Raw genomic sequence first — 21399 nt, forward strand, 5'->3', positions numbered from 1 at the left:
ATTCCTGTTTTATATAAATATGAAAGTCGTCAAAGCCGGTGGTTTACAGTGATAAGGCATCACACCAGTTTGCGGACTTTCACCTTACGGCCCTTGATCTTGCCGTCCTGTAAATAGCTGTAAGCCTTGTTGGCGATACTGTGGTGCACCGCGACATAGGCATGCAGTTCGGCGATATTGATTTTGCCAATGTGCTGGCCGTTAAAACCGGCTTCTTTGGTCAGCGCACCGAGGATATCGCCGGGACGCACTTTGCTCTTGCGGCCGCCGTCGATGCACAGCGTCACCATGTCCGGTTTCATGTTGTCGGGGTTCTTTTTCAGCGCATCCAGATCGCCCCACACGGCGCGGCTCTGCTGGTAATCTTCCACCGCCACCACACGACTACCTTGAGTAGCGGTGGTCAGCGTCAGCGCCAGACCGGTTTGTCCGGCGCGGCCGGTACGACCGATACGGTGCACATGTACTTCCGGATCCGGCGTGATGTCGTAGTTCACTACCGCCTGCAGCTCTTTGATATCCAGCCCGCGAGCAGCCACGTCGGTTGCCACCAGCACCGAGCAGCTTTGGTTGGCAAAACGCACCACCACCTGATCGCGTTCGCGCTGTTCCAGATCGCCGTGCAGTGCCAGTGCGCTGTAGCCTTTGGCTTTCAGCTGGTCGGCGACCAGCTGCGTCTGCTGTTTCATGTTGCAGAAGATGACGGCGGAGCGTGGCTGGTAATGCTGCAGCAGTTTGATCAGCGCCGGGAACTTGGCTTCCTGATTCGGCAGCTCGAAGAAACGTTGTTCGATCTGATGCGCGCTGTGGGTGGATTCCACGCGTACACTCAATGGATCACGCTGGAATTCGGCACTCAGCTGCTGGATATCCTGCGGATAGGTGGCGGAGAACAGCAGGGTCTGGCGCTGGCGCGGACAGACCTTGGCAATGTCGCGCATCGCGTCGGCAAAGCCCATGTCAAGCATGCGGTCGGCTTCGTCCAGTACCCAGATTTTCAGGCTGTCGAGACTTAAGCTCTCTTTATCCAGATGCTTCTGCACACGGCCGGGGGTGCCGACCACGATATGCGCGCCCTGTTCCAGCGAACCGAACTGCGGATTGATCGGCATGCCGCCACACAGGGTCAGCACTTTGACGTTCGGAATGAGGCGCGCCAGACGGCGGATTTCACCGGCCACCTGATCGGCCAGCTCACGCGTCGGACAGAGCACCAGGCCCTGCACCGCCAGCGATTTCACATCCAGTTTCTGCAGCAAACCGAGGGCAAACGCCGCGGTTTTGCCGCTGCCGGTTTTCGCCTGGGCCAGCACATCTTTTCCAGCCAGCACGGCCGGTAAACTTTGTGCCTGGATCGGCGTCATTTCGCGGTATTCCAGCGATTGCAGATTGTCCAGCAGTGCTGGCTGTAATGAGAGTTGAGCAAATGCAGACGAGGCCGCAGTTGCAGCAGAATTTTGTTCAGACATAACTATCCTGAGTTAAACCAATAAAAAGACCGCCGGACAGGCGAAACGGGTGTCGGACGCAGGACATCGTCACCAAATGCGAACGAGTGTCGGGGAAATTTGTACCGGTTTCAGGCAGCCGTATCCTGAGAAACTCAGGCGGCAGGGAGAAAGGTGAAAACGTGCAAACAACGCATCAAACGGCGCGTAGCTTAAGGGAAGGCGCGCTGCTTTGCAAACCGGCAATGGCGTAACGGGATTTTATTTTCGTCAGCGAAAAATACCGCTACCATGTTTGGTTAATAATTTTCGTTTATGGTGATATCCGTAGCCGTTTGCGGCTGTTGCGCTCAGGGAGTGAACATGAAACAGAGTCAACGACATCAGGAAATACTGAACCTGCTGAATCAGCACGGATTTGTCTCCACCGAAGAGATGGTGGCGCATTTTGATGTCAGCCCGCAAACCATCCGCCGTGACCTGAATGAACTGGCGGAACAGGAAAAGATCGTCCGGCATCATGGCGGTGCGGCGCTGCCGAATTCCAGCACCAGCAATACCGCCTATACCACGCGGAAAGTGATGCAACTGGCGGAAAAAGAGCGCATTGCCGCTGCGGTGGCTGCGCGGATCCCGGATGGCGCCTCGTTGTTTATCGATATCGGTACCACCACCGAGGCCATTGCCCGGGCGCTGCTGAATCACAAGGATCTGCGGGTGGTGACCAACAACCTGAACGTGGCGATGATCCTGACCGAAAAGGATGACTTTAGGGTCATCATTGCCGGTGGCGAGATCCGTAACCGCGATGGCGGCATCATCGGTGAAGCCACGCGGGATTTTATCGGCCAGTTCCGCATGGATTTTGGCATCATCGGCATCTCCGGCATTGATATGACCGGCTCACTGCTCGATTTCGATTACCACGAGGTGCGGGTCGCGCAGTCGATTATTCAGCACTCCCGTCAGGTGTTTCTCGCGACCGATCACACCAAGTTCGGCCGTAATGCGATGGTGAATCTTGGCAATATCAGTCAGGTGGATGTGTTGTTTACCGATAAGCAGCCGCCGGAAGAGATCCAGCGCATCATGCAGCAGGGGCAGGTGGAGTGTTGTATCTGTTAAGGTAGCGGGGTGAATGGCGGGAGCAGTATCCACCCCGCCAACACGTCGTGAACCCATCCATGGGGACTCCGCCGCGCCATCCCTGGCGCGAAGGGTTGTCAGAATGGATACTGTCCCCACCTTGCATGATGCGGCCCGCGGTCTTAACAGACGATGAATCTACAGTGCTCAGGCCGCCGACGTTTCCGCTACTTTTGCGGCCTGTACGGTTTCCGGTTTGGCACTGCGCGCTGAAAGCCGTTGTGTGACATAGGCTTTCAGCTGTGCCTGGGCGGCGTCACTCAGTGTCAGACCGAGCTTGGTGCGTCGCCACAGAATATCCTCTGCGGTACAAGCCCATTCCTGTTCGATCAGGTAATCGACTTCCTCGCGGCAAAGTTCATGGCCAAAATTCACCGTCAGTTCTTTCGGTAGCCAGCTTTCGGCCAGACTGCCATAACAACTGGCGATGCGTTTGGCAGTAGCGCCATCCAGCCACGGCGCCAGTTTGCGGTAGCGCTGGGTCAGATGCAGCACATTGCCTTCGAAGTTGCCGCCCGGCAGCCGGGTGGTCGCGGTCCAGTCTTCCCGCATCTTTGGAAAATAAGGCGCTAGTTTATGACAGGCCGCCTGCGCCAGTTTGCGGTAGGTGGTCAGCTTGCCGCCGAACACGGATAACAGCGGTGCCTTGCCATGTTCATCGGCCAGCTCCAGGGTGTAATCCCGGGTCACGGCCTGCGGCGAGCTGGATTCATCATCACACAGCGGACGTACGCCGGAGTAGCTCCAGACCACATCGTTCGGGGTGATCTGATGGATGAAGTGCTTATTCACCACATCGCACAGATACTGTACCTCTTCATCATTGATGCGGACCGCGCGCAGATCGCCCTTGTATTCCAGATCGGTGGTGCCAATCAGCGAGAAGTGCTGCTGATACGGGATCACAAACACGATACGTTTATCTTCGTTTTGCAGTATATAGGCTTCTTCGCGCTCATGAATCCGCGGCACGATCATATGGCTGCCTTTCACCAGACGGATATTGCGCGGTGATTTCAGCTCCATCGCTTCATCGAACAGACGTTTTACCCACGGACCGGTCGCGTTTACCAACGCTTTGGCGGTCACACTGAATGTTTTGCCGTTGAGCTGGTCCTGCAGCGTCAGATGCCAGTGATCCTTCTCGCGCCGGGCTTTAATGCAGGCGGTACGGGTATCAATCCGCGCACCATGGTTGCGGGCCATCATGGCATTCAGCACCACCAGCCGGGCGTCATCCACCCAGGCATCGGAGTATTCGAAGCCTTTCACCAGATGTGGCTGCACGCCGTCATTCGGTGAGAAACGGATACTGCTGCAAGCGGGCAGGGTGACGCGTTTGGCCAGATGGTCGTAAAGGAACAAGCCGGCACGGATCATCCAGGCCGGGCGCAGATGCGGACGATGCGGCAAACGGAAACGCATCGGATGAGCGATATGCGGTGCCATACGCAGCAGTGTTTCACGTTCTGCCAGCGCTTCCTTCACCAGACGGAACTCATAATGTTCCAGATAGCGCAGTCCGCCGTGGATCAGTTTGCTGGACGCCGATGACGTGGCACTGGCCAGATCGTCCGCTTCGAACAGGGCCACAGACAGTCCGCGTCCGGCCGCATCGGCCGCAATGCCGGTGCCATTAATTCCACCACCAATGACAACCAGATCGTACTGTGGAATGGGGTTCATCATATGTTTACTCCATCGTCATCATGTTCGTATTAAAACATTTTAATGCTCGATATCGAAAATATAGATCAAATACGAACGCTTGCGTGACGAAAATGTGATCAATAAATGAAATTCAATGCTGTAACGACAGCGCAGCGCGTCAGCAGGAAGGCCAGCCTCGGTTTCCGGCCTTCCGCCGCGGCTTAATCCGTCCAGTGTTGCGCCCGGGTAACCGCTTTTTGCCAGCCTGCGTAGAGCTGGTCGCGCTGTTCAGCCGGTAGTGACGGGGCAAATTCCCGATCCACACTGAATTTGTCGCTCAGTTCCGCCGTGCTCTTCCAGAAACCCACCGCCAGCCCAGCCAGGAATGCCGCGCCCAGGGCTGTGGTTTCGATCAGTTTTGGACGGATCACTTTGGTCCCCATGATGTCGGACTGGAATTGCATCAGGAAATCGTTGGCCACGGCGCCGCCGTCGACTTTCAGGCTGGCCAGACGGATGCCGGAGTCTTTCTGCATCGCATCCAGTACATCCCGGCTCTGATAGGCGATGGATTCCAGCGCGGCCCGAATGATGTGGTTGCGGTTTGCGCCCCGCGTCAGGCCGACAATGGCGCCGCGGGCATACGGATCCCAGTACGGCGCACCCAGACCGACAAACGCCGGCACCAGGTAGACACCGTTCGAATCTTTGACTTTGCCGGCAAAATAACCGGTATCGGTGGCATCATCGATCAGGCGCAGTTCATCGCGCAGCCACTGCACGGTAGCGCCGCCCATGAACACCGAACCTTCCAGCGCATAGTTCACGTTACCGGTCGGGCCGACGGCGATGGTAGTCAACAGGCCGCTTTCCGATTTCACCGGGGTTTCACCGGTATTCATCAGCAGGAAACAGCCGGTGCCGTAGGTGTTTTTCGCCATGCCTTTTTCAAAGCAGAGCTGGCCAAACAGGGCTGCCTGCTGGTCGCCGGCAATACCGGAGATCGGGATCTGCGCACCACCACCACGGGTGGTGTAGCCATAGACTTCAGAAGAAGGGCGAACCTGCGGCAGCATCGATTCCGGGATCCCCAGTTCCTGCAGGATATGGCCATCCCATTGCAGATCGCGGATGTTATACAGCATGGTGCGGGACGCATTGGTCGGATCGGTCACATGGACTTCGCCATTGGTCATTTTCCAGATCAGCCAGGTATCGACTGTGCCGAACAGCAGTTCACCACGTTCCGCTTTTTCCCGGGCACCCTCCACGTTATCCAGGATCCATTTCACCTTGGTGCCGGAGAAATAAGCGTCGAGCAGCAGACCGGTATTTTCGCGCACATAACTGTCCAGTCCGCGCGTTTTCAGCTCTTCACAGATGGCTGCGGTGCGACGGCACTGCCAGACAATCGCGTTATACACCGGCTTTCCGGTGGCCTTTTCCCAGACAATGGTGGTTTCACGCTGGTTGGTAATGCCAATCGCCGCGATCTGGTCATTATGGATACCGGATTTCGCCAGTGCTTCCGTCAGCGTTGACGACTGGGTTGCCCAGATCTCCATCGGGTCATGTTCCACCCAGCCCGGCTGCGGATAATGCTGAGTGAATTCGCGCTGCGAGACCGCCACAATACGGGCATCATGGTCAAAAATAATGGCGCGGGAAGAGGTGGTGCCCTGGTCGAGTGCGACGACGTAACGTTGCTGTGTCATGTTGTTCTCCATGTATTGACCGTGCTCAGAGTTGTGCGGTCGCTTTAACTTTGCTGGTATTGTCTTCTGCCTTCAGCACCCGGTTGGCGGGCAGGCAAGGTGCCAGTAACTTGACATACATGGCGGCACCAAGCTGTGCACCAAGTATCGGCCCGGCAATCGGCACCCAGAAATAAGGGTTGTCGCGGCCGCCGGTGAGCGCGATGTCGCCCCAGCCAGCCAGATAAGCGAAGAATTTCGGACCGAAATCACGGGCCGGATTCATCGCGAAACCGGTGAGTGGCCCCATGGAGGCGCCAATGACCGCGATCAGGATGCCGATCAGCAGTGCAGCGGCGAAGCCTTTCGGGCCGCCATTCTGATCATCGGTTAATGCCAGGATGCTCATCATCAGCACCGCGGTGATAATCAGTTCAACCACCAGTGCCTGAAAGTTACTCAGCAGCGCGTGCGGATAGGTCGAGAAGATACCGGCCGTTCCCAGGCTTTCTGCGCTTCCCCGGGTCACGTGATGGACCACTTCCCATTGGCTAAACAGGTTGCTGTAAAGAAAGTAGACCAGTGCCGCCGCGCAGAACGCCCCGGCCAACTGCGCCAGAATAAAAGGGAGGACTTTCCGTTTATCAAAGCCTTTCCATACCATCAGTGCCAGGGTCACCGCCGGGTTCAGATGTGCACCCGAAATACCGCCAGTCACATACACCGCAATCGAGACGCCAAATCCCCAGGTCAGCGAGATTTCCCATTGCCCGAAATTCGCACCGGCCAGCACCAGGGCGGCCACACAGCCGACGCCGAAAAAAATCAGCAAGCCGGTTCCTGTAAACTCGGCGAGGCATTCGCCGAGCAGGGAAGGTGAGTTTTGTCTGCTCATCGTTCGTTCCTTGTTCGCTATCAGATGTAACATTGACTTTGCATACAACAAACAAATTATTAACAAATGTTCCCAAAAGAAACATATATTCTGGTTGAATGTTTGATCTCGCGCATAAAATGATGCGGATACGTTCATTTTAGTCGTGAAAAAAGAAATTGAATGGCGTTTTGTGAAAAACAAAGGGGAATATTCAGGATGGAAATGGGATGTTTTGTTCGTTTAGGTTCGGAATGTGCGCGTTATCGCGTGATCCATAACATCAGCGTAAAGAAACCCACCATCACCCCGGTACCGGCAATGATCCAGTAATAACCTTTGCGGCCCTGGGAAAACGGAATCTGGTTGTAGACCAGCCACAGCGTCCAGCCTAATGCGAGCAAAAAGGGTAACAGGAATAATCGCGCCATGACCGCTCTCTTGTTATGCTGCACATAATATTGATGGTAGTAGGGGATCGGCGATGGCTCAACTGCAAATCACCCGCTTTGGCGGGGTGGATGTATTACAACTGACGGAAAAGGAACTCCCGGCGCCGGCGGCAGATCAGGTCTTACTGGATGTGCTGTTTGCCAGCGTGAACCCGATTGATGCCAAAACCCGTGCCGGTTTAGGCTGGGCGGCGCAGAAATTCAAGGATGCGTTGCCATGGACGCCAGGTTTTGATGTGTGCGGTGTGGTACGTGCAGTTGGCTCCGCCGTGAGTGAATTCAGTGTCGGCCAGCGAGTCTGTGGCATGACCTCCGGCGGCGGCGCTTATGCCTCGGCGATGCTGGCACCGGCCGCAGAACTGTTGCCGGTACCGAAAAATATCACGCACGCGCAGGCAGCAGCCTTGCCGCTGGCCGGTCTGACCGCGCGTCAGGGGTTGTTCGAGTTTGGTCAGCTGCAGGCCGGTGAAACCGTGCTGATTTCTGCTGCCGCCGGTGGCGTCGGACACATTGCCGTGCAACTGGCTAAACAGGCGGGGGCCACAGTGATCGCCACGGCCTCCGAAACCAATCATGATTTTCTGTTAACACTGGGGGCCGATAAGGTCGTCGACTATCACGATACCGATGCGATGGCCGCCCTGACTGGTCAGATTGATCTTGTCTTTGATCTGGTCGGCTTTGACAGCGGATTAACCGCGCTCTCCTTGCTGAACGCGGGCGGCCGCCAGGTGACCGTACCGACCATCGCCGTGCCGGCCATTAAAGCCGTCGCGGATACCCAGGGTAAAACGGTTTCCGGTATGCTGGTGCATCAGGATCCGGACGGTCTGGCCGCGCTGCTGGCATTGTGCGCCGCCGGTAAACTGCAGGTGCATGTCAACCGGATTTATCCGTTAGCCGAGGGCGCCAAAGCGCATCAGGCGATTGAAAGTGGACGTACCCGCGGCAAGCTGTTGCTCGATCCGCGCGGACAGGAGCTGTAAATGTTTGATATTAATGCCTATCAGAAATATGCCGCCTGGATTTTCGATCTCGACGGCACGATTTCCAACTCGCTGCAGGCACACGATCTGGCGTGGGAACATGCGCTGACACAGTTTGCGATCCCCTATACCGGGGAGCGAATGACACAACTGGGCGGCGTTCCGATCCCCAATACCGTGGAAATTCTGGCGAAAGAAGCAGGGATGCAGGTCGACGTGCCGGCCGTGGTCAGTATGCGGGATCAGCGTTTCTACGAACTGCTGCCAACCACCTTGTCGCCTACGCCACTGGTTGCCGGCGTCGTGCTGCCTTTTCTCGGTGAAAAGCCGATGGCGGTCGGTACCGGCTGCCACACCGAAATGGCGCGCCGTATTCTGGCCGGATTGTCACTGGATCATTATCTGCCGGTCGTGGTAGGGGCGGATCAGGTCACCAACCCGAAACCCGCACCGGATACCTTCTTGCTGGCGGCGGAAAAGCTGGGGGTGAAACCCGAGCACTGTCTGGTATTTGAAGACGCCGATGCCGGTATCAAGGCGGCGAAAGCGGCGGGTATGGCTGTCGTTGATGTGCGCGAGATCTGGACAGCGAAGAAAACCCTGCAATAGCAATTATCTGATTTTATGTAAAAACCAGCCTGATGCCGTCATTTCCGACAGCTTCAGACTGGTTATTTTCCAGTCTACACTCCCGTTTCTACCGGCGTCCGCCGTTTACCGTCATGTCTTGGGTAATGACGGTCATACCTAATAATAACGGGATAACACTATGTTTTTCGAAGCCAATGAGGCCCGGTTTCTTTTTTCCGTACCGGGGCAATCAGCTGCATTTCAGGTTTTGCGGTTCAGCGGTGAAGAGTACATCAGCCAAAGCTTCGAATTTCGCCTCACATTGGTCTGTGAAGACGATCAGCTCGATTTAGCCGCATTCCTGTATCAGCCCGGCTTGCTGAAAATTAAATCCCCGGAGGGCTATCACGAGATCGCCGGGGTGGTGCATGACATCAGCCAGGGCGACAGTGGCCTGCGGCTGACCGAATATCAAATCACACTCAAACCCCGTCTTGACCTGCTGCACTACCGCGTCAACTACCGCATTTATCAGCAGCGCACGGTTCAGCAGATCGTCGAACAGCTGCTGCAGGAAGCGGGCTTTACCTCGCTCGATTACCGCTGGCGCCTGACACAAGAGCAGCAAGCACGGGAATATTGCGTGCAGTATGCCGAGTCGGATTATGACTTTATGCATCGCATCCTGTCAGAAGTGGGCATCCACTATCACCACGAAACCTTAAATGGCCAGAATTGTATGGTATTCGGTGATGCCAATGCCGCGTTCAGTCAGGGTGTCAGCATGGCGTATACGCCGGCCAGTGGCCTGAATCCGGATGATCCGGCACTGCGCGAGTGCCAGACCTACTGGCGCACGGTATCCGGGAAAGTATCGGCGCGGGATCATACCTTTCTGCGCCCTGATACGCCGCTACATGCCGAAGTAACACCCCCGCCGGCGGCGCAGAATAACCAGACGCAACTGTCAGCCAAAGGGAAACCGGCTACACAGGCGAAGCCGTCTGACAAACTGGAGGAGTATCGCTGGCCGAATCTCAGCAGCACAGAAGCAGAAAATCTCCACCAGAGTAAGCTGGCGCAGGCCCGGCAGCTGCAGGCCGCGATTGAACTGGCCGGTGTTACCGATCATGCCGGCCTCATGGCCGGAAAATTCACCACCTTTAGCGAATTGCCGCGTAACGAATTTGAACTGCTGTGGCTGGTGCGACAGGTGCAGCATGAAGGTGAACAGCCGCAGGTGCTGGATGAGACCAGTGGTGGCCAGGCTAGCTACCACAACCGGTTTATCGCTATTCCCTGGCAGGTGTTGTTTGTACCGGTCTGGTGGCATAAACGACCTGATTTAGCCGGCTACCAGACCGCGATTGTCACCGGCCCGAAAGGGGAAGAGATTCATACAGATGAATATGGCCGCATCAAGGTGCAGTTTCACTGGGACAAAGAAGGTCAGGCGGATGAGAAAACCTCCTGCTGGCTGCGGGTGGCGCAAGGCTGGGCGGGTGATCGCTACGGCAGTCACTGGATCCCGCGTGTCGGGCAGGAGGTTGTAGTCAGTTTCGAACATGGCAACCCCGACCGGCCACTGGCATTAGGCTGCGTCTATAACGGCGCCAATGCGCATCCGTATCCGCTGCCGGCGCATAAAACCCGTACCGTGTTCAAAACCCTCTCCACGCCCGGTGGCGGCGGCTTTAACGAACTGCGGTTTGAAGACAAGAAGGGCAGTGAGCAGATCTTCCTGCATGCGCAGCGCAACTGGGAACTGATGGTCAAAGCCAACGCCTATGCCACCATTGATGGCGACAGCCACCGTCTGACGCACAGCAACGCGATTGAACGGGTCAAACACGACCGCAGTGAATGCGTGAAAAAATCCAGTTTCGAAGAACTGAACGCCGATGATCAGCTCAAACTCAAAGGCACCCAGCAAATTCAGGTCGACCAGTCGTTTTATGTCAGCGTCGGTAACGAACTGCAGCAGAACGTCGCCGTGAAAATCAATATGGAAGCGGGTTCCGGCATTACCCTCAAAGCCGGCGGTAGCTATGTCACCATCAGCCCCAGTGGTGTGCAACTGGTGGCTCCGGCGATCGCCCTGAATGGCGGTGCGGCACCACTGGTTGGCTCAGAGCTGAATTTACTGGAAGTGATGAAGCCGCTTGGTGCGGTAGTCGCTGCCGCCCGCAGCCAGAAAGCCGCTGCCAGCAAACTGTGCCGGAAGCATAAAAAATGATGGATTTAATCGACTGGAAAGCCGATTTACCCGCGGAGTGGATAGTCTATGCCATCATCGATCCGCTGGCCGACAATAAACCATTGCAATACTGGTATCTTCGCGCCGAATCAACTGATGCCTGGCCGCTGTATGCCGGCACTGAATTTGCCGATGATATCCTGAGCGGACCATGGCTATTGCCATTGAATCAGTTGCCTGACTGGGAGGCATGGTGGCAGGAACAGGAAACTGCCGGACAAGCGACAGGACTACTGCTGGCGTCAGTAACGGAGTCGGAACAACTGGTTAAGCACTGGCAAAGCCTGCTGACCGCCGGACTGGATGGCGAAGAAGTACTGTTCCGCTATTACGATCCGCGCATACTCGCCCCGATGCTTTATACCTTCACGCAAGAGGAAACCCGCCGCTTTCTGGGGCCAACGAATGAATTACTCCTCTGGCATCACGATGACTGGCTTATTGCATCACCTTATCCCGAGCCAGATCTGACCGAACACTCGGAACCTTGGTGGCGGATGCAGGAGTCTCATTTTGTCGGGCAGCCGGGAGAAAAAGAAATCATGCTGTTCAATATCGAGCAGTGGCTCTGGCAAAATGCCAACGAACTTACCACTGATCTATATGAACGGTATGGCCCAATAGCCGATCTGCTCGACCGGCAATACCGACAATCTTTGTCAGATAATATAGCGGCATTATGGCAACCAGCATGGATGATTCTTGGTCTCATGGGATATTCCCACTGGTGGCCAGAAGTTCAGCGTCTGCAAGAGATACAGGATGAACAACGGGATCTGATGGCAAAAGTCATCCAGCAAATAAAAAGAGCACAAACGAGCGGAATAGAATAAAAATGACAGCAAAAATAAATCAGTGCCGGGATTGCCGGCCAAAAGATCAGTGGATAGAGATCCGGCTGGTCGATGAAATGAACCAACCATTTGGTTCATTAAATGGAAAATTGAAAGACGCCACAGGTTCAGAGTATCAGGTAATGTTATCGGGCGGTTATTTATTATTAACCGGGCTTCCCGCTGGCCCGGTAGAGCTGAAAATTGAAACCTCTGCATTACTGAATGAAGCCAAAAAACACAAACCCCGGCTATCACCACAAACATCACCAGCCAAAGAGTATGCAGATAAACATAAAGGATATCAGAACAAGAAAATCAGGTATCAGCATGTGGCTTTAGGGGATTTGTGGACAGTTAAATCTGATATGCCAAGAGAGCATCAGGCTGGCGCGACAGGAACGCATTACAAATTGGCAACAGGGAATAGCTATCTTCTTGAGACTAGGTGTTTTGAATATAAATCAGTATCCATTGCTGTTGTGGGAGCCCAACATGATAACCGAATAGCAAATAAGATGATGTTTGCAGGACAGGCAGTTAGATATTTCAAGCAGATTGTTAGTAAAAACAAGATAATGATTTTATTCACAGTTGGGTATACCAAAGAACAAATTGATGCAATTATCGAATCCTCATTAAAAGTAAATTTTCACATTAGGCAAATATCAACAAGAGATGAGTTAATAGAATATCTAAACTCATTTAATACCCATGTCAACCCAATCAATGAGCTTAATCTTTATTCTCATGGTATTCCGGGAAGTGTAGAATTTGGATATGGTTTTAATTCGGCATCAACGATGAATATTGATATTGGAAATATTAATTTTATTAAGAAGTCTATTTTTTCATCATCAGGAAAGATTAACTCATATGCATGTAGAACTGGAATGGGTAATCTGGTCGATATTCCTATTGTTGAAGATGTTGCCCAATTTTCGCCCCAAATTGAAAAAAGTTTAGCTCAGATAATGAGTAATCATTTTAGAGTTAATGTTCATGCTTTTATAAGGAGAACAACTTATGAGGATACTTGGGGAAGTAGAGAGGATAGATATAAATATAAACTATGTAATAAGTCTATTCAGAAAGGGTCTGTAGATCTATTCAATGTGGTTGCTCCTTCGTGGTCTTGGTGTGACGTTTTTGATCGAACAGTAAATGAACGCGATTATTTCGTTAAAAAAATAGGGGTGGCCTATAATATAAATGGAGCACTTCATCCTGTGAAAGCGGACATAGACCCTGTTACGATTGATGCTGAAATGGAGTTTCATCCAAAATGATAATTAAGGCCATGTTTTTCATCATAACATTGTTATCTTTATATTGTTTTTTTAATCTGTATAAATTTGATGCTGGCAATGGTGAAACCTTGAATGGTATCTTTTATGTTCTGAGAGGAGATTACTATTTTGACTGTACAACGGGTTTCCTGCATAGAAAACAGGACATAGGCGTGTTCGATGACATTTCAAAATATAAATATGATATCGACCTGCACAGTCTAAGCCTGGATGAGAAGAAAGACATTCTGCAATCGTTAAAATCCTTTGATTTGTCTGGGTTTAAGTATGCATTTTCACATCCTTTAGATTCTTTTAATGTTGTTTATGATGTGTATTTGAAGACTCAAATTATTAACAATAAAGAATATGATCTATGGTTTTATCGATATCATAATGGAACAAATAAGCTTTATATTAGTAAATATATTGTTTCTTCAGTAAAGACGGGGCTGATAGAGACGAAAAATAGTTGTACAGGACCTCAGTAGCGGAATGGTAAAAAATAAAGGCTGCAATCAATGCAGCCTTTACTATTGATACAGAGCTTAATCAAAACTCATTCTGCAGCGCTTTATAACCCTTCACCAGATCGATGTTGGTATGTGCCACATCTTCCGAGAATTCGGTTGCTGCCACAGTCACGCGCGGGATTTCATCCAGATTGGTCTCTGGGCAGATGCGGGTGCTGGACGGTACATAGAATTCGGCCGGCAGGTCCTGACCATCCACAACCGAGTTATGGCGGATCACGGCGCCATCACCGACTTCGCAGTTGAACAGCACGGTATTAAACCCGATGAAAACGCGGTCGCCGACTTTGCACGGGCCATGCACGATGGAACGGTGGGCGATAGAACTGAATTCGCCGATAGTCACGGCGGCACCGGATTTAGAGTGGATCACCACGCCATCCTGGATGTTGGAGTTGGCACCGATCACGATCGGTTCCATATCGCCGTTTTCATCCACTTCATCGGCGCGGATCACGGCGTAAGGGCCGACAAACACGTTGTCTTTGATGATAACTTTGCCACAGATAATCGCGGTTTTATCGACATAGGCGGATTCTGCGATGACAGGCAGATGGCCTGATGGGTTTTTACGGATCATGTTAACTCCCTGACGCTGGCAATGTGCGTCTGATGGTTTGGCAAATATTGATCTTGATCACTATTTTGTGCGGGAGACATGATGACAGCGACCGGCACTAAATTGCAATCCCTTCTCTGCACGGGTGACTTGCCGGGCGATATAAAACCGGTGCCGATAGGCGCCAATTAAGGAAGTTACATTGCGAATGCTATTTTTTATGGTGTATCTGTCTGTTATTCATACTGAAAACGTGGATATTTGGGAAAAAATTCTTCCTGCAGCATCTCTTCCACTTCCTGCCGGTCAGTCTGTTTCATGATGAAGACCAGCTCGCTGGCCGGTTCTCCGTTTGGCCATTCCGGCAGGTTCATGATCGGATAGAGCTGGTCATGCACACCATGTACGACCACGGGTTTGTCCTGTTCTTCCAGCCAGAGGATGGCCTTGAAACGCAGTAACCGTTCCGGATAACGCATCTGTACCATGCGCAGTCCGTCCAGAAAACGGGCAGTCGGCATCGGTTTGTCATAGCGCAGGCAAAACGCTTCGACGTCGCTGTGCGCGCTGGCGATAGGGGTATTGGCGATCAGTGGCGCTCCGGTTACGGTGGCGGGTTTCACCGGTGATGCCAGACCGAGTTCGGCAATGGCTCCCTGCAGCCACTTGCGGATCTCTGCCGGGCTGCGGCGGGAGCCACTACCAAACGGGCCGTTTTGTTCCAGCACTGCCGGGGATAATTCACCCTTGATTGCAATATGGCGCGGCGCCATCGGATTGATGCGTTGCAGCAGATTCTCGACTTCCGGCAAGGCGCCGAAATCGGCCAGATCGCTTTTACTCAGTACCAGCAGGTCTGCCAGTGCGACCTGTTTTACCGCTTCATACTGCTGCGTCAGCTGTTGGGTAATATGGCAGACATCGACCACCGTGACGGTGCCGTCAAAACGGTAACGCTGGGCGAAGAACGGGTCATTCCGCAGGGTAAACAACACCGGCCCCGGATCCGCCAGTCCGGTGGTTTCAATCAATACGCGCTGAAACGGTTTGATTTCCCGGCGCATGGCGCGCATGAACAGATCGCGCAGTGCATTGACCAGATCGCCCTGAACGTTGCAGCAGACACAGCCGGATTCCAGCATGACGACATTGTCATCCAGTTTTTCCACCAGATGGTGGTCCAGTCCGACGGCGCCGAATTCGTTGATTAATACCGCGCAGTTTGCCAGTTCCGGTTGTTTCACCCAGTAGTTGAGCAGGGTGGTTTTACCGCTACCCAGAAAACCGGTTAATACAGTCACCGGAATACGAAAATCTTCGGTATCAAAACAGGTTTCAGACATGCGGTAGTTCCTGATTTCAGCGTGCTGTGTACATCAGCAGTCAATAGAGGCGGGTATGGTATAACAGCTGTGGCGGAAAGTTCAGCGCCTGCAGAAAAAACAACGCCGGCAGAAGCCGGCGTCAGCAAGGATTACTCTTCTTCATCGTCAGGATCGAGGTCGAAGTCGTCTTCGCCTTCGTTCCAGTCGTCATTTTCTTCATCCCACTCTTCATCTTCGTCGTCCCAGTCCGGCTCATAGCCTTCATCATCTTCCGGACCTTCGCCCCATACATCTTCATCTTCATCGTCGTAACCGGCGTAGTATCCTGCCATGCTGAGTCTCCTTGAGTGAAAATTCATTTTCAGTTTAGACACAAATATGACGTTTTTGCGTTTTCTGCAGTGTGTGAGGAAAAAAATTTGATGCAGCTATAAAAACGGCGATACGGATGACCGTTATCGCCGTGGCCGGCGTGTTATTTTTTAGCTTTAAACGGAATGATCAGCAGGTCACAACTGACGGTATTCATCAACTGCCGGGCTGCGGATGCCAGCAGATTCCAGAACGACTGATGATGGCCGCAGACCAGCAGATCCACATTCTGTGCCTCAATCACCTGATTGACTTCTTCCACCAGATCGCCGCACATCACCATGCTGCGCTCCAGCGGATAATCAATCCCGCTCAGAATGGTATCCAGTTTGTTCTTGGTGTCAGCGAGCACTTTGTGCTGCACCCGCTCGACATCGATATCCACCATTTCGGTATAAAGATCGCGCAGATTGATGTCCACATGCAGGACAGACAGTTTGGCATTATGCCGGCGGGCAATCCCGATAGCCCGTTGCAGTAGTGGCTGGAAGTCATCGTTAATGTCCAAGGCTACCAGCACATGTTTATATCCGTGTTCCTGTTCCATACATCCTCCCGGGGCTAATGCAGGCCCTCATGTTCTTCATCCTCGTCCTCATCCTCGGCGTGTTCCCAGGCGTGCATCAGCTCGCTGTGGCGATCCTGCTGGGTGGCTTGCAGCATTTCCGCCAGGATATGACGGTATTGCACGCTCTTGGTGATATACATTTTTTCGTCGTCGAGAAACGCGGTCTGTTCTCTTAACAGTTTTTCATCGTGTTCTTTAAAGGTCTGTCCGGCACGCCATGCCAGATTACCCCTGATTCCCAGCTGACGCAGTGCCGCAACACTCAAATCAACAGCAGAACCTACGGTTTCACGATAGATCAATTCGACGCCCAATTGCAGCAACTGATGTGCGTGCGCGCGATCTACCGCACGAACCAGAATTTTTAAGTGCGGAAAATGCCGCTGCGCCAGCTCGCACAGCGCAATCGATTTTGCCTGATTACTCACCGCCACAATCAGCAGTTTGGCTTTATCGGCACCAGCCGCCTGCAACAGGTCAATCCGATCGGCGTCACCGTAGAACACCTTGTAACCGTATTTGCGCAGCATATCGATGTGCGCCACATCATTGTCCAGTACCGTAGTGCCGATACCGTGCGCATGCAGCAAACGGCCAATCACCTGTCCGAATCGGCCAAAACCGACAATAATTACCGGATTATTCTGCTCATCAATGGTATCGGTTTCGCGTTGCTGATCTTCCTGTTGCTGCCATTTATCCTGCAGATAGGCGTTCAGCATCAGCAGCAGCGGGGTAAACGCCATCGACAGGGCCACCGTCAGCGTCAGCAGCGCCGTCAGCTGGGGATCGAACAACTTCAGCTGCTGCGCGAAAGAGAACAACACAAACGCAAACTCGCTACCCTGTGCCAGCGCAAAGGCAAATGACCAGCGGTGACCGTGTGTCATGCGGGCCAGACCGCCCACGCCCTGCAGGATCAGAAACTTGATGGTCAGTAACAGCAGCAGCAAACCGGCAATCAGGAACGGATGTTCTGCCATCAGGGAGAAGTTGATCCCGGAACCGACAGAGATGAAAAACAGACCGAGCAACAGCCCCTTGAAGGGTTCGATATTCGCTTCCAGTTCATGCCGGTATTCACTTTCCGCCAGCACCACCCCCGCGAGGAACGTGCCCAGCGCCGGTGAAAGGCCGACCGCTTCGGTTGCCAGTGCGGTCAGAATGACCAGCAGTAATGCGGCCGCCACGAAGATTTCTCGCAAACCGGATTGGGCGATAAAACGGAATACCGGGCGCATCAGGTAGTGTCCGCCGAGTACAATCCCCGAAATCACCAGCGCAATTAACAGCCCGTTCTGCCAGCCGCCCAGCGCCGAGGGTTCCGGTTCAAACTTGAGTCCGGGCGCCAGAAAGGGCAGCAGCGCCAGCATCGGGATCACCGCGATATCCTGAAACAGCAGTACGGAGAAGCTGGTTTGTCCGGCCTCGCTTTTCAGCATGCGGCGCTCGGTCAGGCTTTGCAGCACAATCGCGGTGGAGGAGAGCGCCAGAATCATGCCGATCGCAATCGCCTGTTGCCAGCGCAGGTCGAAGATCAGGGCAAGGATGGAAAACGCGGCAGTGGTCAGCAGCACCTGGCTGCCCCCAATGCCGACAATTGGCCCTTTCAACTGCCACAGCAGGGCGGGCTTCAGTTCCAGCCCGATCAGGAACAGCATCAGCACGACACCGAACTCGGCAACATGCATCACTTCGTCGTTGGCACCGACAAAATTGAACAGATAGGGGCCGATGCTCACCCCGGCAATCAGATAACCCAGTACCGATCCCAGCCCTAGGCGGCGGGCAATCGGGACTGAAACCACCGCGGCGGTCAGAAAGATGGCAGCATCAAACAGCAGACTTTGCTCCATCACAGCTCCTTAAGCAGATCGGTCAGATAGGTTGCGTTATGCAGTTGCTGCGGTGTGAACGCCTCATCCCGCAGCGCAGTCAGCAGACGACGGTATTGTTGACCTTTCATTTTCAGATAATCCGGATCGTTCACACTGTGATAGCCGTAGACCACAAACGGTGGCAGCCAGCGCATGCCACACATCAGGCCACTTTGCTGGATGGGCAGCAGATAATCGGTGATCGGATGATGGTTATGTCCGGTGGTGGAATAAGAGGCTTCACTCCCGCCGGTTGTCACGGCGGCCATCAGATATTTGTGCTTCAGCGCATTACCGTCCGGGCCGAAGGCGTAACCATATTCCAGCACCTGTTCCATCCACTCTTTCAGGATGGCCGGACAGGAGTACCAGTAAATCGGATGCTGAAAGATGATGATATCGTAATCACGCAGCATACGCTGTTCACGGGCGACATCAATAAACATGTTCGGATAATTCTGATATAAATCATGTACTTTGACATCTTCCAGCCCCTTGAGTGCTTTCAGCATGGCCCGGTTGGCATGCGAACGGTGATAGCCCGGATGCGCGAAGATAATCAAAATACGTTTCATAAACTGCTACCACCTCCCTTGGCGCTGACAGGATAAAAATGCCACGAGTACCTATTCAGCTTAGTTCACTTAAGGGTGACAGGATAAAACATAATGGTGCGGAAGCGGGGCATTTCTTTTACTGAAATCTCACTTTGTTATCATCCTGTTAAGCGCGTCGGGTGTCATCAGATAACGCTGTGGTATGCTTTTGCTATGGTTATAGCATTTCATTAGGACAAGAGGCGTTGTATGAACTCGATTCTGCCCCCGATTGCCACCCAGCACCCGCATTCCCTGACTTTTCATGGTGATGAGCGCATCGATCCTTATTACTGGCTGCGCGATGACACCCGCAGCAACCCGGAAGTGCTCGATTATCTGCATGCCGAAAATGGTTATACCGAAGCGATGCTGCGACCGACCGAAGCGCTGCAGCAGACGCTGTATCAGGAGATGGTCGATCGCCAGCTGCCGGATGACAGCTCGGTGCCGTATTACCTGAAAGGTTACTGGTACCGCAGCCGTTATCTGCCGGAGCAGGAATATCCTCTGTACGAACGACTGGCCGCCCGGCCAGATGCCCCGACCGAGCTGTTACTGGACGGTAATCAACGTGCTGCCGACGTGGACTTTTACGATCTTGGCGCGCTGGAGGTCAGTCCGAGCAATCACTGGATGGCGTGCAGTGAGGACTTTGTTTCCCGCCGGCAATATCAGATCGGCGTGCGTAATCTGCAGACCGGCGAATGGTTGCCGGATCGGGTCGAAAATACCTCGGGTGACATTGTCTGGAGTGCCGACAGTGCCGGTTTCTTCTATGTCCGGCTGGACAGTGAAACCCTGCTGCCCTATCAGGTCTGGTATCACGTACTGGGCGCCGATCCGGCGCAGGACAAACTGGTGTACGAGGAAGCCGATAACACCTATTACCTGCATATCAGTCACAGCCGTTCGGAAGAATACCTGCTGATTTCGCTGTCCAGCACACTGAGTTCCGAAGTGCATCTGTTGTCGCTGAAAACGCCACACGGCACGCCAACCCTTTTTCTCGCCCGGCGGCGCGGACATGAATATGGCGTCGATCATTTTCAGCAGCATTTCTATGTGCGTTCCAACCGGGAAGGACGGAATTTCGCCATTTATCTGGCAGATGACGGGGCCGAGCAGTACTGGCAATGTCTGCTGCCGGTGCGGGAACAGGTGTTGCTGCAGGATTTTGTCCTGTTCAGGAATGCCATGTTTGTGGAAGAACGGGATGCCGGTCTGACCCGCCTGCGGCAGCTGGATTTGCTGGGGCAGGAAATCCGTACCATCGCGGTGGATGACCCGGCTTATGTCTTGTGGCTGAGCACCAATCCGGATCCGGACAATCCGGAATTCCGTTACGGCTATGCCTCGCTGACTACCCCCACCACGCACTATGCGCTGGATATTGCCAGTGGCGAACGCAAAATGCTGAAACGGCAGCCGGTGCTGGGTGATTTCAAACCGGAGTATTACCAGAGCCAGCGTCTGTGGATCACCGCCCGTGACGGCACGCAGGTGCCGGTGTCTCTGGTCTACCGCAAGGAGCTGTATCAACCGGGACAAAATCCGCTGCTGGTGTATGGCTATGGCGCCTACGGTCTGAGTGAAGATCCGTATTTCGCTTCTTCCCGTTTAAGTCTGCTGGATCGGGGTTTTATCTTTGCTATTGCGCATGTCCGCGGCGGGGAAGAGCTGGGACGTCACTGGTATGAGCAGGGGCGCCAGCAGCATAAAATGAATTCCTTTACCGATTTCATTGATGCCACGGACGGAATCCTGGCTGCCGGTTATGGTGATCCGCGGCGGGTATTTGCCACCGGCGGCAGTGCCGGCGGGCTGCTGATGGGCGCGGTGATCAACATGGCACCGGAGCGCTATCTGGGCGTGGTGGCGGTGGTGCCGTTCGTCGATACCCTGACCTCCATGCTGGATGAATCCATTCCGCTGACCACCGGTGAATATGACGAGTGGGGCGATCCGCGGGACCCGGCGGTCTATCAGTACATCAAAAACTACAGTCCTTACGATCAGGTTAAAGCGCAGGCCTATCCACACCTGCTGGTGGTGAGTGGTCTGCATGATTCGCAGGTACAGTACTGGGAACCGGCCAAATGGGTCGCCAAACTGCGCGCCAGCAAGACCGATGACCATTTGCTGCTGCTGAGCATGGATATGGATGCCGGCCATGGCGGAAAATCAGGGCGTTATCGTTATTTCCTCGATATTGCCCAGGAATATGCCTTCATGCTGGCACTGGCGGATACTAGTATAAATTCTGCATCTATTTGATCTGACGGCGGCATCTGCGGAAACAGATGCTGCTACACTAACTCTATAAAGCTTGGTTGCGTGAAATTCTGCGCGTGGCCTGATTTATTCATT

At 53.5% G+C, this 21399-nt stretch carries 18 protein-coding genes; 7 read left to right on the forward strand and 11 right to left on the reverse strand.

Annotated features, from left to right (window positions below):
- Window positions 1-59: 59 nt before the first annotated feature.
- Window positions 60-1469, reverse strand: a complete 1410-nt coding sequence (gene dbpA, locus HNR75_RS14300) for an ATP-dependent RNA helicase DbpA (protein WP_188027667.1) — start codon at window positions 1467-1469, stop codon at window positions 60-62.
- A gap of 342 nt (window positions 1470-1811) precedes the next feature.
- On the opposite strand from dbpA, the gene HNR75_RS14305 reads away from it, so the two are divergent.
- A complete protein-coding gene (locus HNR75_RS14305; RefSeq protein WP_188027668.1) occupies window positions 1812-2573 on the forward strand; it encodes a DeoR/GlpR family transcriptional regulator in 762 nt (253 codons plus the stop codon).
- A gap of 168 nt (window positions 2574-2741) precedes the next feature.
- On the opposite strand, the gene glpD is transcribed toward HNR75_RS14305, so the two are convergent.
- The 4 genes from glpD to HNR75_RS14325 all read right to left on the reverse strand — a co-directional run bounded on the left by glpD (window position 2742) and on the right by HNR75_RS14325 (window position 7243).
- The gene (gene glpD / locus HNR75_RS14310; RefSeq protein ID WP_223157935.1) at window positions 2742-4283 is read right to left on the reverse strand and encodes a glycerol-3-phosphate dehydrogenase; all 1542 of its coding nucleotides are present in this window, start codon (window positions 4281-4283) and stop codon (window positions 2742-2744) included.
- Between the two features lie 182 nt (window positions 4284-4465).
- Complete coding sequence (gene glpK, locus HNR75_RS14315) at window positions 4466-5959, reverse strand: glycerol kinase GlpK (protein ID WP_246358973.1); 1494 nt, start codon at window positions 5957-5959, stop codon at window positions 4466-4468.
- A gap of 25 nt (window positions 5960-5984) precedes the next feature.
- Entirely contained in the window at window positions 5985-6833 is an 849-nt protein-coding gene (locus HNR75_RS14320; RefSeq protein WP_188027670.1) for an MIP/aquaporin family protein, read from the reverse strand.
- A 242-nt stretch (window positions 6834-7075) separates the two neighbouring features.
- Complete coding sequence (locus HNR75_RS14325) at window positions 7076-7243, reverse strand: hypothetical protein (RefSeq protein WP_188027671.1); 168 nt, start codon at window positions 7241-7243, stop codon at window positions 7076-7078.
- A gap of 53 nt (window positions 7244-7296) precedes the next feature.
- Here HNR75_RS14325 and HNR75_RS14330 point away from each other — a divergent pair, with 53 nt between their 5' ends.
- The 5 genes from HNR75_RS14330 to HNR75_RS14350 all read left to right on the forward strand — a co-directional run bounded on the left by HNR75_RS14330 (window position 7297) and on the right by HNR75_RS14350 (window position 13199).
- On the forward strand, window positions 7297-8250 hold the full coding sequence (locus tag HNR75_RS14330) for an NADP-dependent oxidoreductase (protein WP_188027672.1): 954 nt from the start codon (window positions 7297-7299) through the stop codon (window positions 8248-8250).
- Complete coding sequence (locus HNR75_RS14335; protein ID WP_188027673.1) at window positions 8251-8859, forward strand: HAD family hydrolase; 609 nt, start codon at window positions 8251-8253, stop codon at window positions 8857-8859. It abuts the gene before it with no gap.
- Window positions 8860-9019: 160 nt separating this feature from the next.
- Entirely contained in the window at window positions 9020-11056 is a 2037-nt protein-coding gene (locus tag HNR75_RS14340) for a type VI secretion system Vgr family protein (RefSeq protein ID WP_188027674.1), read from the forward strand.
- A complete protein-coding gene (locus HNR75_RS14345; protein ID WP_188027675.1) occupies window positions 11053-11910 on the forward strand; it encodes a DUF4123 domain-containing protein in 858 nt (285 codons plus the stop codon). The genes HNR75_RS14340 and HNR75_RS14345 overlap by 4 nt, the downstream gene beginning before the upstream one ends.
- 2 nt (window positions 11911-11912) lie before the next feature.
- Window positions 11913-13199, forward strand: coding sequence for a hypothetical protein (locus HNR75_RS14350; RefSeq protein WP_188027676.1), 1287 nt, complete (start codon window positions 11913-11915; stop codon window positions 13197-13199).
- A gap of 552 nt (window positions 13200-13751) precedes the next feature.
- Here HNR75_RS14350 and HNR75_RS14355 read toward each other — a convergent pair.
- The 6 genes from HNR75_RS14355 to HNR75_RS14380 all read right to left on the reverse strand — a co-directional run bounded on the left by HNR75_RS14355 (window position 13752) and on the right by HNR75_RS14380 (window position 19008).
- Entirely contained in the window at window positions 13752-14312 is a 561-nt protein-coding gene (locus HNR75_RS14355; RefSeq protein WP_188027677.1) for a gamma carbonic anhydrase family protein, read from the reverse strand.
- A gap of 215 nt (window positions 14313-14527) precedes the next feature.
- Window positions 14528-15634: a CobW family GTP-binding protein gene (locus HNR75_RS14360; protein WP_188027678.1), complete on the reverse strand. Its 1107-nt coding sequence runs from the start codon at window positions 15632-15634 to the stop codon at window positions 14528-14530.
- Between the two features lie 131 nt (window positions 15635-15765).
- Window positions 15766-15948: a hypothetical protein gene (locus tag HNR75_RS14365; protein WP_188027679.1), complete on the reverse strand. Its 183-nt coding sequence runs from the start codon at window positions 15946-15948 to the stop codon at window positions 15766-15768.
- A gap of 143 nt (window positions 15949-16091) precedes the next feature.
- On the reverse strand, window positions 16092-16535 hold the full coding sequence (locus tag HNR75_RS14370; protein WP_188027680.1) for a universal stress protein: 444 nt from the start codon (window positions 16533-16535) through the stop codon (window positions 16092-16094).
- Window positions 16536-16549: 14 nt separating this feature from the next.
- Window positions 16550-18412 carry a monovalent cation:proton antiporter-2 (CPA2) family protein gene (locus HNR75_RS14375; RefSeq protein ID WP_188027681.1) on the reverse strand — a complete coding sequence of 621 codons (1863 nt, stop codon included), beginning with the start codon at window positions 18410-18412 and terminating at the stop codon, window positions 16550-16552.
- Window positions 18412-19008 (reverse strand): NAD(P)H-dependent oxidoreductase, encoded by a 597-nt coding sequence (locus tag HNR75_RS14380; RefSeq protein WP_188027682.1) that lies wholly within the window; start codon window positions 19006-19008, stop codon window positions 18412-18414. Before HNR75_RS14380 ends, HNR75_RS14375 begins: the two co-directional genes overlap by 1 nt.
- A gap of 231 nt (window positions 19009-19239) precedes the next feature.
- Here HNR75_RS14380 and HNR75_RS14385 point away from each other — a divergent pair, with 231 nt between their 5' ends.
- Window positions 19240-21306, forward strand: a complete 2067-nt coding sequence (locus HNR75_RS14385; RefSeq protein WP_188027683.1) for a S9 family peptidase — start codon at window positions 19240-19242, stop codon at window positions 21304-21306.
- Window positions 21307-21399: the final 93 nt, after the last annotated feature.

Source organism: Tolumonas osonensis (assembly GCF_014202415.1).
GTDB classification, from domain to species: Bacteria; Pseudomonadota; Gammaproteobacteria; order Enterobacterales; family Aeromonadaceae; genus Tolumonas; species Tolumonas osonensis.

Bases quoted from the DNA above. Each gene is read 5' to 3' on its own strand.
- dbpA (WP_188027667.1), bottom strand. From the start codon at position 1,469: ATGTCTGAACAAAATTCTGCTGCAACTGCGGCCTCGTCTGCATTTGCT.
- HNR75_RS14305 (WP_188027668.1), top strand. From the start codon at position 1,812: ATGAAACAGAGTCAACGACATCAGGAAATACTGAACCTGCTGAATCAG.
- glpD (WP_223157935.1), bottom strand. From the start codon at position 4,283: ATGATGAACCCCATTCCACAGTACGATCTGGTTGTCATTGGTGGTGGA.
- glpK (WP_246358973.1), bottom strand. From the start codon at position 5,959: ATGACACAGCAACGTTACGTCGTCGCACTCGACCAGGGCACCACCTCT.
- HNR75_RS14320 (WP_188027670.1), bottom strand. From the start codon at position 6,833: ATGAGCAGACAAAACTCACCTTCCCTGCTCGGCGAATGCCTCGCCGAG.
- HNR75_RS14325 (WP_188027671.1), bottom strand. From the start codon at position 7,243: ATGGCGCGATTATTCCTGTTACCCTTTTTGCTCGCATTAGGCTGGACG.
- HNR75_RS14330 (WP_188027672.1), top strand. From the start codon at position 7,297: ATGGCTCAACTGCAAATCACCCGCTTTGGCGGGGTGGATGTATTACAA.
- HNR75_RS14335 (WP_188027673.1), top strand. From the start codon at position 8,251: ATGTTTGATATTAATGCCTATCAGAAATATGCCGCCTGGATTTTCGAT.
- HNR75_RS14340 (WP_188027674.1), top strand. From the start codon at position 9,020: ATGTTTTTCGAAGCCAATGAGGCCCGGTTTCTTTTTTCCGTACCGGGG.
- HNR75_RS14345 (WP_188027675.1), top strand. From the start codon at position 11,053: ATGATGGATTTAATCGACTGGAAAGCCGATTTACCCGCGGAGTGGATA.
- HNR75_RS14350 (WP_188027676.1), top strand. From the start codon at position 11,913: ATGACAGCAAAAATAAATCAGTGCCGGGATTGCCGGCCAAAAGATCAG.
- HNR75_RS14355 (WP_188027677.1), bottom strand. From the start codon at position 14,312: ATGATCCGTAAAAACCCATCAGGCCATCTGCCTGTCATCGCAGAATCC.
- HNR75_RS14360 (WP_188027678.1), bottom strand. From the start codon at position 15,634: ATGTCTGAAACCTGTTTTGATACCGAAGATTTTCGTATTCCGGTGACT.
- HNR75_RS14365 (WP_188027679.1), bottom strand. From the start codon at position 15,948: ATGGCAGGATACTACGCCGGTTACGACGATGAAGATGAAGATGTATGG.
- HNR75_RS14370 (WP_188027680.1), bottom strand. From the start codon at position 16,535: ATGGAACAGGAACACGGATATAAACATGTGCTGGTAGCCTTGGACATT.
- HNR75_RS14375 (WP_188027681.1), bottom strand. From the start codon at position 18,412: ATGGAGCAAAGTCTGCTGTTTGATGCTGCCATCTTTCTGACCGCCGCG.
- HNR75_RS14380 (WP_188027682.1), bottom strand. From the start codon at position 19,008: ATGAAACGTATTTTGATTATCTTCGCGCATCCGGGCTATCACCGTTCG.
- HNR75_RS14385 (WP_188027683.1), top strand. From the start codon at position 19,240: ATGAACTCGATTCTGCCCCCGATTGCCACCCAGCACCCGCATTCCCTG.